The organism is Deinococcus sp. (assembly GCF_030523985.1).
In the GTDB taxonomy this organism is placed as follows: Bacteria; Deinococcota; Deinococci; order Deinococcales; family Deinococcaceae; genus Deinococcus.
The window spans coordinates 23,224-32,993 of the sequence record NZ_JAUNHK010000020.1; the positions used below are offsets into that span (position 1 = coordinate 23,224).

General features: G+C 66.2%; 9 protein-coding genes and 1 pseudogene. 4 read left to right on the top strand and 6 right to left on the bottom strand.

Features of this window, described 5'->3' with window-relative positions; translation table 11 throughout:
* Positions 1 to 123: 123 nt before the first annotated feature.
* A complete protein-coding gene (locus Q4C89_RS04995; protein WP_303101503.1) occupies positions 124 to 1,899 on the top strand; it encodes an N-acetylmuramoyl-L-alanine amidase in 1,776 nt (591 codons plus the stop codon).
* A gap of 63 nt (positions 1,900 to 1,962) precedes the next feature.
* Here the strand turns inward: Q4C89_RS04995 and Q4C89_RS05000 are convergent, their stop codons facing one another.
* Positions 1,963 to 3,237 (bottom strand): sodium:proton antiporter, encoded by a 1,275-nt coding sequence (locus tag Q4C89_RS05000; protein WP_303101504.1) that lies wholly within the window; start codon positions 3,235 to 3,237, stop codon positions 1,963 to 1,965.
* 110 nt (positions 3,238 to 3,347) lie between these two features.
* On the opposite strand from Q4C89_RS05000, the gene Q4C89_RS05005 reads away from it, so the two are divergent.
* Positions 3,348 to 3,968 carry a TetR/AcrR family transcriptional regulator gene (locus tag Q4C89_RS05005; RefSeq protein WP_303101505.1) on the top strand — a complete coding sequence of 207 codons (621 nt, stop codon included), beginning with the start codon at positions 3,348 to 3,350 and terminating at the stop codon, positions 3,966 to 3,968.
* 16 nt (positions 3,969 to 3,984) lie between these two features.
* Here Q4C89_RS05005 and surE read toward each other — a convergent pair whose 3' ends face one another.
* Together surE and Q4C89_RS05015 are read right to left on the bottom strand one after the other, a co-directional pair.
* Positions 3,985 to 4,776: a 5'/3'-nucleotidase SurE gene (gene surE / locus Q4C89_RS05010; protein ID WP_303101506.1), complete on the bottom strand. Its 792-nt coding sequence runs from the start codon at positions 4,774 to 4,776 to the stop codon at positions 3,985 to 3,987.
* A 102-nt stretch (positions 4,777 to 4,878) separates the two neighbouring features.
* Positions 4,879 to 5,796 carry a magnesium transporter CorA family protein gene (locus Q4C89_RS05015; protein WP_303101507.1) on the bottom strand — a complete coding sequence of 306 codons (918 nt, stop codon included), beginning with the start codon at positions 5,794 to 5,796 and terminating at the stop codon, positions 4,879 to 4,881.
* Positions 5,797 to 5,864: 68 nt separating this feature from the next.
* Between Q4C89_RS05015 and Q4C89_RS05020 the strand changes: the two genes are divergently transcribed.
* Entirely contained in the window at positions 5,865 to 6,245 is a 381-nt protein-coding gene (locus Q4C89_RS05020; RefSeq protein WP_303101508.1) for a CrcB family protein, read from the top strand.
* Entirely contained in the window at positions 6,242 to 7,480 is a 1,239-nt protein-coding gene (xseA, locus tag Q4C89_RS05025; protein ID WP_303101509.1) for an exodeoxyribonuclease VII large subunit, read from the top strand. The genes Q4C89_RS05020 and xseA overlap by 4 nt, the downstream gene beginning before the upstream one ends.
* Positions 7,481 to 7,823: 343 nt before the next feature.
* On the opposite strand, the gene recA is transcribed toward xseA, so the two are convergent.
* The 3 genes and pseudogenes from recA to Q4C89_RS05040 form a co-directional block, all read right to left on the bottom strand.
* Positions 7,824 to 8,900, bottom strand: a complete 1,077-nt coding sequence (recA, locus tag Q4C89_RS05030; protein ID WP_303101510.1) for a recombinase RecA — start codon at positions 8,898 to 8,900, stop codon at positions 7,824 to 7,826.
* The gene (thpR, locus tag Q4C89_RS05035) at positions 8,897 to 9,589 is read right to left on the bottom strand and encodes an RNA 2',3'-cyclic phosphodiesterase (protein ID WP_303101511.1); all 693 of its coding nucleotides are present in this window, start codon (positions 9,587 to 9,589) and stop codon (positions 8,897 to 8,899) included. The genes recA and thpR overlap by 4 nt, the downstream gene beginning before the upstream one ends.
* A pseudogene (locus Q4C89_RS05040) lies at positions 9,586 to 9,770 on the bottom strand (competence/damage-inducible protein A); the annotation flags it as partial. The gene thpR and the pseudogene Q4C89_RS05040, both read right to left, overlap by 4 nt.

Genomic DNA, 9,770 nt, shown 5'->3' on the forward strand with positions numbered 1-9,770 from the left:
ATAAGTATGACCTCGGATACCTGGATTTGCGGCGTATTTACGGCAGAGGCGGCATGTCCCGTCTTAGAATGGATGAGTCTTTACATAGAGTTCTCACGCCCTCACAGCACAAGATGGAGAGACATGAAGCGAATTGCCACGTACCTCTCATCGGCCCTGCTGCTCGGTTCATGGGCGGCGGCACAGACTGGCTCCTTGTCGCGCAGTACGCCGGTGCAGGTTCAGCCTGCGACGAGCGGCTTTTCGTCGGGAAACGAACCGCTGGCACAGGCCCGTGGAGCCATGTTCGGCAATCCCCGCATCAGCAGCGCGAACGGCGTGACCAAGCTGGTGTTCGACCTGCCAGCGGGCATGACCTACACGCTGGTGCCGACCTTCGGCGGGTTGCGGCTGGATGTCGGCGGGGCGCGGGTCGTGCCCGCCTCGGCGCTCAGGCTGGCCGAAAACCTCACCGAGTACCGCGCCGGAACCGGGCAAATCGTCATGGGCACGCCCTTTCCGCTGTCTCTAAGTGACGGCTGGCGGGCCACCGAGGCGACGGTGGCGAGCGGCAACCGGGTGCTGATCGTCGAACTCGGTGCCCAGATGCGGGGCGGAGCGGTCAGCAGTGTCAGCGGGCGGGTGCTCGCGTCTGCGCCAGCCGACGCCCGTGCTCAGGCCAGCCTCCAAGCTCCGGTGCCGGCCACCGACCACGCCGCCAGCAGTGAACATGCCAACGATTTGCCCCCAGGTGACAGTGTCAAACGTGTGCCCGGCACGCTTCCCCCCGCTCCGGCGGCCATGACCGACACCGACACATCGCGCCCCAGCACCCTGGTCGGGCGTATTCCTGGCATGCTTCAGGCGGGGGCCAGCGTGTCTGCCCCCCGCGTCGGCAAGTCGCCCGGCGTGACCCGCATGGTGCTGGATTTGCCCCCCGGCACCGGCTACCGCATCGTGCCGAATACCCTGGGCTTGCGGGTCGAGCTGGTCGGTGTGGCACTGGGCGACGCCCGCACCTCCGAGCAGGACACCTCCAGCGAAGTTCGGGCCTGGCGCTACGAGCGCACGGGCGAGGGCGTCAACCTCACCATCGTCACGGGGGCGCCGACGACCTCGCGCAGCGGCTGGCGTTCGCAGGTGCTGCCCCCCAGCAGCGGCAACCTCATGCGGCTGGTGCTCGACATCTCGCCCGCAATGGCGAATCTGACGCCGCTGACCAGCAAAGACCGCCTGATTGGAAGCGTGCCGCCCATGCGCGTGAACTCGGGTGTCAGCGCTCTGGCGCTTCTTTCGTCGCCCAGCTACGTGCGGCCCCGCGTGGTCATCGACCCTGGACACGGGGGCCGGGACCCCGGCGCGGTGGGCACCATCATCGAAAAACAGGTCACGCTCGATGTCGCCAAGCGGGTGCGCGACCTGCTGGTGGCGGCGGGCGTGGACGCCGTGCTGACGCGGGAAACCGACCGTGAATTGCACCCCGACAAAAACACCGACTTGCAGATGCGTGCCCAAATGGGCACCCCCGGCACCCAGATGTTCGTCAGCATCCACGTCAACGCCACCGAGGCCAGCACCGCCCTCAAGGGCTACGGCGTGGAGACGTGGTGGAATCCCAACCATGCCCGCTCCTACGACCTGGCGAGCACCCTGCAGCGCGGCATGGTCCGAACCACTGGCGCATTCGACCGGGGCATCAAGGGCTACCGCTCGCTGAGTGTGCTGCGCAACAGCCGGATTCCGGCAGCATTGGTCGAAATCGGCTTTACCAGCCACCCCATCGACGGCCTGAACCTCACCGACAACAACTACTTGGAGCGGGTGGCGGTGGGCATCGCCTCGGGTGTGCGTGACGCGCTGCTGACGGGCGTGAGTGCCTCGGGCCAGCCCGCTGCGACGGCCAGCACCACAGCCCCCTGACCGTTGCCAACGTATAGGCCGCCTCCCCGTGGATAAGGGAGGCGGCCTACTTTGGAGTCAGACTCAATGGGGCAGTGGATTCTGCGCGGGTTCCTCGGGGCTGGCCGCCACAGCCTTGTGGACCAGCGGCATAATCGTCAGCCCCTGCACGGCGATGCTGAACAGCACGATGATGTAGGTGGCGGTGACCAGATGGGTACGGTAGGGAGTCTCGGGCAGGCCGAGCACCAGACTGATGGCGATGCCGCCACGCAGCCCGCCCCAGGTGAGCAGCCGCACCGTATAGGCTCCGTAGCCGTCACGCCCGCGCACCAACGCGAAGGGCAGCGCCACGCTCAGCCAGCGGGCCAGCAGCGAGGCGGCGACCAGCAGCAGCCCCGCCATGATTTGCGGCACGGTCGTTTCGGTCAGCAGCACGTCCAGGCCGATGAAGGCGAACAGCAGGATGTTCAGCACCTGGTCGGTGGTTTCCCAGAAGCTCTCGATGTGTTCGCGGGTTGCGGTGCCGAAGGCCAGATGCCGCGACCCGGAGAGAATCAGTCCGGCGACCACCATCGCCAGCGGGCCGCTGATGCCCAGCGCCGCTGCCAGAACATAGCCGCCCACGACCAGCGCCAGCGTAATCAGCACTTCGACGGCGTGCTGCTCGATTTCGCGCAGCATCAGGTAGCCCAGGCCACCCAGCAGCGCCCCGAACGCCATGCCGCCCAGCGCCTCGCGTCCGAACAGTTCGAGGGCGCCCACCAGACTGCCCTCGCCATGACCGTGACCGATGCCCGCCATGCCCGCGATGACCAGAAAAATGACCACGCCGACGCCATCGTTGAAGAGGCTTTCGCCCGCAATCAGGGTTTCGATGCGCTTGGGCACGGCGGCCCGCTTGAGCAGGTCGAGGACGGCCACCGGGTCGGTGGGTGAAATCAGCGCCCCGAACAGCAGCGACCACAGCAGCGGCACGTTCAGTCCGACCAGCCCGAAGATGCCGTAGGCGGCAAAGCCGATCAGAAAGGTGCTGAGCAGCGTGCTCAGAACAGCCAATGTCAGGATGCTCGTGCGCTGCCGCAGCATTTGCCGGGCGTCCAGGCTGAGCGCCCCCGCAAACAGCAGAATGCTGAGAATGCCGTTGAGCACGAAGTCGGTGAAGTCGAGGGTTTGAAGAATCTGGGTGGCCCAGCCGCGTGGCCCCGCCAGCCCCAGAGCGTCGAGGCCAATCAACAGAATGCTGGCCAGCGCCCCGGCCAACGTGACCCCGACAGTGGTCGGAAAACGGAGAAATCGCTCGTTCAGGAAGGCGAGGAGGGCCGTCACACTGAGCAAAATGGCGAAGGCAGTCAGCACGCACTTACTCTATGCCTCTGCCCGATACCCCTGGTAAAGTGGTCCACTTCCCCCAGAGAGATAAGCACTCCTAATTTGACAAACTGTCACTAGATGGTACTCTACGCCCCATGCCTGGAACCCGTCGTCGTTTGAGTGCGGATGTACGCCGCGAGCAGATTCTGGAAACCGCTTCGGCGCTGTTTACCGAACAAGGTTTCGAGAATATCAAAATGGCGGACATCGCCGAGAAGCTCGAAACGTCCCGTCCCAACATCTACACCTACTACCCCTCTACCGAAGCCATTCTGGACACCCTGCTCGAACGGGCAGTGGACGAGTACACCAACGACCTGCGCCAGACCCTCGCCGACAACCCCGGCAGCGACGTGATCGATGTTTTCCACATTCTGATGCGTCACCGTGAGATGCTGCTGCTGCTGCACAGCGGAGGTGGCCCCAAATTCCGCGAGCGCCGCCGCAAGGTGGACGACACCCTCGACGAGATGACCCGGATCTACTTGGCCGACCTCGTCTCAGACGACGAAACGCGCAAGGCGATGCGCCTGATGCTCATCACGCAGCGCGCCGCCATCCTGGGAATGGCCCATGAATCCTTGGCCGATGGCGAGGAGTGGGACACCGACCAAGTCGCTCGCGTGGTCGATGCCATGGTGCGGGCGGCCTACCAGCACGCTTTTCCCGGCATCGACGAGGAACTGGCGAAACGCGGCGTCAAGACCCGCTCCTGACGCTATTGCCCGCGCTTCAGAGTGCTGGCGCATACCCCTCGACTTCGCCCAGCAAGTCCTGCGCCGTCAGGTCGAGGCGCACGGGCGACACGCTGACATAGCCCGCGTGAATGGCCCCGTAGTCGGTGCTTTCGTCGTCGGAATCGTGGGCAGTGCTGACCCCCGCGACCCAGTGGTAATCGCGGCCTTCGGGATCCTGGCGGGTCAGCAGGCTGTCCACCCAGCGGTGGGCCCCCACCCGCGTGACCCGCACCCCCCGCGCCGCCTGCGCCGGAAAATTGACATTGAGCAGCACGCGAGGAGGCAGGCCACGCGCCACCACCTCGCGGGCCAGTTTTGCGGCATAGGCGGCAGAAGCCCCGAATTCGTACTCGCCTGCGGGGTTTGACATCTGGCTGAAGGCGATGGAGGGCAACCCCAGCGTCAGGCCCTCAATCGCGGCGGCTACCGTCCCCGAGTGGGTCAGGTCGTCGCCCAAGTTGGGGCCGATGTTGATACCGCTGACCACCAGATCGGGCGGCCCCAGCAGATGCACCCCCAACACCACGCAGTCGGCAGGCGTGCCGTCCACGCGGTAGGCGGGAATGTCGCCGAAACCCGCCGCCGCCGTGTGCTTGAAACGCAGCGGGCGGCGAATGGTAATGCCGTGCCCCACCGCCGACTGTTCCACGTCGGGGGCGACCACCACCACGTCGGCCCACTCGCTCATCGCCAAGCCCAGTGCCTTGATGCCGGGTGAGAAGATGCCGTCGTCGTTGGCAACCAGAACGCGGGGGCGGCGGGCGGCAGAAGGAGAAGCGGCACTCATGCGCCTCAGGGTAGCGCGGGGGTGTCAGGACACGTTGAGCCATGAGCTATGGGCCATGAGGTTTGGTCACTCACGGCTCATGGCCCATAGCTCATCGCCTCTTCACCACCAGCCCCGCCGCTTGAAGAAGTAAGCCAGCAGCGCCCCCACACCCACGAAACTGGCCCAGGCCAGCGCGTAGCCGTAGGGCAGCTTCAGCTCGGGCATGTGTTCGAAATTCATGCCCCAGACGCCCGCCAGAAAGGTCAGCGGCAGGAAAATTACGCTGACGGCGGTCAGGGTTCGCATCACTTCGTTCATGCGCTGGCTTTGCAGGTTCAAGTGCAGGTCGAGCAGGCTGGTCAACTGGTCGCGCAGGGCGTCCAGGCGGCTGCCCGCACGGGTCAGGCTGTCCTGCGCGTCGCGGTAGCGCACCAGGTCGGCGGGGTCGGCGGCGGCGTGACGGCTCAGCAGTCCCACGGCTTCGCGGGCGTCGGCACTCAGGCGGCGGGCCTGTCCGATGAGGTGCTTGAGGTCGAAGACCGGTTCCACGGGATTGAAGCGCACGTTGCGAAACACCTGTTCTTCCAGGGCGTCCACCTGGGTTTCCAGCGCGTCGGCCACGGCAAAAAAGCTGTCGGCGGTGGCGTCCAGCAACTCGTAGACCACTTCGGGCACGGAATTGACCGCCTCGCGCCCGAACAGGGGCCAGACGGCGTCTATCGCCTTCGTCCCGTTGCGGCTGATAGTCAGCACGGCGTCGGCAAAGATAAACATGCTGACCCGCTCGGTAAATTCGTCGGGCTGCTGGGGGTGGGCAAAGCTGCGGATGGTGATAAAGGCGTGTTCGGGGTACTGCTCGGCCCGCGACCAGTGCCCATGCTCCAGCGCGTCTTCCAGAGCCAGCCGATTGAGCGGAAAATGGGCCCCAAGCTGGGCCAGTTCTTCGGGGGTGGGGTCCTGGCAATCCAGCCACAGCCCTCCCTGCTCCCCAGGCCAGGAAACGTCCTGCCCGCTGCGAAGGTCTTTGGCGCGAATCATGGGGTCTAGGGTAGCGGGGCAAACAGCCCAAAGCTCATGGCCCTGAGCCCCACAGTATCCTCTGCCCTATGACTTTTCCGCTGTGGCTCTGGGTCGCTGTGGGTGGGGCGCTGGGCGCGGTGTTGCGGCAGGCGGCGGTGCTGGGCCTCGCGCCGCTGGTGGCCCGCACTGGTTTTCCCGTGGCGGTGCTGCTCATCAACGTCCTGGGGTCCTTCCTGCTGGGACTGACCCTGGCGCTGGTCGGGCGCGGCGTGTGGCCCGAAGCGGTGCGGCTGGCCTTCGGCACGGGCGTGCTGGGCGCGTTTACCACCTTCTCCACCTTTTCCACCGAACTGGACGGCCTGTTGCTGCGTGGTCAGGCGGGCGCGGCGCTGCTGTACACGGGCCTGAGCGTGGGCCTGGGCCTGCTGGCGGCAGTGGGCGGGCGTGTGGTGGGGGCGCGGCTATGACTTCCTCCAAACGCCGCAAAAAGGCCGAAGTCACCCGCCCGCCCGAACAGTTTCTGGAACTGGCGGAACTGCTGGACTATGTGGGCCAAGTCATTGCGCGGGGCGTGCCTGGGGCGGTGTGGGTCAGGGCCGAAATCGCCGCGCTGACCGACCGCCGCCACCTTTACCTCGACCTGGTGCAGGTGGGCGAGGGCGGCGAGGTCGCCAAGTGTCGCGCCACCGTCTGGGCACGGGAGAGGTACGCGCTGGAGGCCAAATTCCGTCAGGCGACGGGCGGCGGGCCACTCACGGCGGGCCTCAAGGTGCTGCTGTTCGGCACGGCAGAATTTCACCCCCAGTACGGCTTTTCCTTCAACATTCTGGATATTGCGCCCGAATACACGCTGGGCGACGCGGCGCTGCGGCTGGACGCGATGCGGGTGCAGTTAGTGGCAGAAGGCGTCTACGGCCTCAATCGGCTGCTCCCGGCCCCCAGTGACTTCGAGCGGGTGGCAGTCATTGCCCCCAGAGAGGCGGCGGGCCTGGGCGATTTTCGGCGCGAAACCGATCCCCTGGAAGCGGCGGGGCTGGTGCGCTTTGCCTATCTGGAAGCTACGTTTCAGGGCCGCGAGGCGGGAGGCAGTCTGCTGCGGGCGATTGCCGAGGCGCGGGCACTGCACGACGCTGAACCGCTGGACGCCCTGTTCGTGATTCGGGGGGGTGGGGCGGTGACTGACCTCGCGTGGCTCAACGACTTGGATGTGGCCCGCGCTCTGGCGACTTTTCCTGCACCCGTGGTCACGGGGTTGGGGCACGCCCGCGACGACACCCTGCCCGACGAGGTGGCCCACACCCGCACCGACACGCCCAGCAAGGCGGCAGCTTATCTGGTCCGCACGGTCACGGGGGCGGCGGCCCAGGCCCAAGAGGACGCCCGCAACATTCGCGCCGCTGCCGCGCAGGTGCTGGTGGACGCCTCAGCAGGGGCCGAGTGGCTGGCGGATCGCGTGCGGGGCGCGGCCCTACGACAGACCGAGCAGGCCGCCGCCCAGACCGACGCGCTGATGCGCCAAGCCCTCGGCCTCACGCCGCAGCGCACGCTGGCGCGGGGGTACGCCCTGGTCCGGGACACGGCGGGCCAGCCCGTGACCCGCGCCGCAGCCGCTACGCCTGGGCGAAAGCTGCGGCTGGAATGGGCCGATGGCGCGGTGGACGTGCGGGTAGCGGGGCAGGACGACCTGTCCGGCACGTCATAGAAAACCCCCGCCAGTCGCGGGGGCAGTTCCGGCCCAGATTGTCGATGCGCCCACGAAAAAGGATGCCCTGGGCCGAAGCTGTGGCCCAGTCTGACAGCTGATTGCGGGCCGTGCATCCGCCAAAAGGCGGAGGAAAAAATCCAGCGCCCCGAATGTAAAGGGGCGCTGGGTGCTTGAGGAGCGCTTATACGGGACTGAACTATTCTTCGGAGATGTCGGAAAAGCGCCGCCATCTCCTTCGCGCCGTTCAGTCCCGTATTTTCTTCTCCTCACTCTGCTGCGCAGCTTTGCAAGTCCGTTCGGAAAAATAGTTTGGATGCCCAAACTATTTTTCAAAGCCGTATTACGCTTCAGCCGGGGCAGGAGCGGGAGCCGCTTCGGGAGCGTTGCCACCGCGAATGGCCGCCATGACCTTGTCGCGGATTTCCTGCTCCATTTCGGGGCGCTCGGCGATGTAGGCGATGGCTTTTTCCTTGCCTTGCCCGATGCGCTCCTCGCCGTAGGAGTAGAAGCTGCCCGACTTCTTGATGATGTCCATGTCGGCGGCGAGGCCCACGAGGTCGGTGAGCTGGTCGAAGCCCTTGCCGTAGACCAGCGCCAATTCGACTTCCTTGAAGGGCGCGGCGACCTTGTTCTTGACGGTCTTGATTTTGACGGTGTTGGCAATCGCGTCGTTGCCCGACTTGGTGGGCTGGCCGATTTTACGCACGTCCAGGCGCACCGAGGCGTAGAACTTCAGTGCCCGTCCGCCGGTCGTGGTTTCGGGGTTGCCGTACATCACGCCGATTTTTTCGCGCACCTGGTTGATGAAAATAGCGGCGGTGCCCGTCTTGGACAGAATCGCGGTCAGTTTGCGCAGGGCCTGCGACATCAGGCGGGCCTGCAGACCGGGCAGCGCGTCGCCCATGTCGCCCTCGATTTCGGCGCGGGGGGTCAGCGCCGCCACCGAGTCGATGACGACCACGTCAATCGCGCCCGAGCGCACCAGCAGTTCCATGATTTCCAGCGCCTGCTCGCCGTTGTCGGGCTGCGACACCAGCAGTTCGTCGGTGTTGACGCCCAGGGCACGGGCATAGACGGGGTCGAGGGCGTGTTCGGCGTCAATGAAGGCCGCCGTGCCGCCCGCTTTCTGCGCCTGGGCCACGATCGCCAGGGCCAGCGTGGTCTTGCCGCCCGATTCGGGGCCGTAGATTTCGGTCACGCGCCCACGCGGAATGCCGCCGACGCCCAGCGCGAGGTCGAGGCTGAGGCTGCCCGTGCTGATGACCTGCACGTCAAGCTTGCTCTCCGCGCCGAGTTTCATGATGGAGCCTTTGCCAAACTGCTTTTCAATCTGGCTCATGGCGGTTTCGATGGCCTTGAGGCGCTCCTTGGCGTCGGCGGGGGCGGCGGTGATTTCCTTGGGGTTGTCCTTGCTCATGGCTGCTCCTGTGGCGCACTCGGCGCGGTGTCGGTGGAAAGGGCTTCAGGGACGGATTCGGTGGGGGCGGCACTGGGCGAGCCCCGGAAACGGAAGGTGCTCTGAACTTCGTAAATCGGCCCGGTCTTACGGAGAATCGAGCGGTAGAGCGTCAGGCTCGGCACGGTCCAGCCGGCATCGAAGGTGAGGGGGGGAAGGCGCGGCGCGGGGCCTTTCTTGCGGGCCAGGGTGATGTGGGCCTTGAACGGCAGGTCGTCGGTTTCGATGCCCAGCGCCTGAATCTCCTGGCGCAGCCGCTCGGCGAGGTCGCTCAGGCCCTCGGCCTCGGTCTTGACGAACCAGACGCGGGGGCTGCCCTCGTTGGGAAAGTACCCGGTGCCGCGCAGCCGCACGTCCAGCGGGGCCATGTCCTGTGCCAGCCGGGTGCCTAGCCGCTTGAGGTCTTCGAGTTTCTCCGGCGGCACGGCAGGCAGGTAGGACAGCGTGACGTGCATCTGGTCGGGCCGCACCGCCCGCCAGTTGCCGCGCAGTTTGGCCTGGGCTTCTGCCAGGGGCGCGGCGACCTCGGCAGGCACGCGCAGGGCGTAAAAGAGGCGCAGGGTAGAGGGGTGAGGGTTGGGGGTAGAAGGCTTGGGTTGGCCGGGACGGGCGGGCTTTTTGACGTTCTGAGGTTGAGGGTTTTTTGTCATGCGTCCTCCCCCTCGCCCAGCACCCGGAACGCCAGCCCCAGCGCGGCGACGGCGGCCCGTTCGCGCACCTGGGCAGCGTCACCGGGCCAGTTGACGGCGGCGGTGTGCTGCGCCGTGCCCGTGTCTATGGCGACGTGCGCTTGCCCGCTGCTCACGTCCAGCACCACACTCAGGCCCACGT

Bases quoted from the DNA above. Each gene is read 5' to 3' on its own strand.
- Q4C89_RS05005 (WP_303101505.1), top strand. From the start codon at position 3,348: ATGCCTGGAACCCGTCGTCGTTTGAGTGCGGATGTACGCCGCGAGCAG.
- xseA (WP_303101509.1), top strand. From the start codon at position 6,242: ATGACTTCCTCCAAACGCCGCAAAAAGGCCGAAGTCACCCGCCCGCCC.
- Q4C89_RS05015 (WP_303101507.1), bottom strand. From the start codon at position 5,796: ATGATTCGCGCCAAAGACCTTCGCAGCGGGCAGGACGTTTCCTGGCCT.
- thpR (WP_303101511.1), bottom strand. From the start codon at position 9,589: ATGACAAAAAACCCTCAACCTCAGAACGTCAAAAAGCCCGCCCGTCCC.
- Q4C89_RS04995 (WP_303101503.1), top strand. From the start codon at position 124: ATGAAGCGAATTGCCACGTACCTCTCATCGGCCCTGCTGCTCGGTTCA.
- surE (WP_303101506.1), bottom strand. From the start codon at position 4,776: ATGAGTGCCGCTTCTCCTTCTGCCGCCCGCCGCCCCCGCGTTCTGGTT.
- Q4C89_RS05020 (WP_303101508.1), top strand. From the start codon at position 5,865: ATGACTTTTCCGCTGTGGCTCTGGGTCGCTGTGGGTGGGGCGCTGGGC.
- recA (WP_303101510.1), bottom strand. From the start codon at position 8,900: ATGAGCAAGGACAACCCCAAGGAAATCACCGCCGCCCCCGCCGACGCC.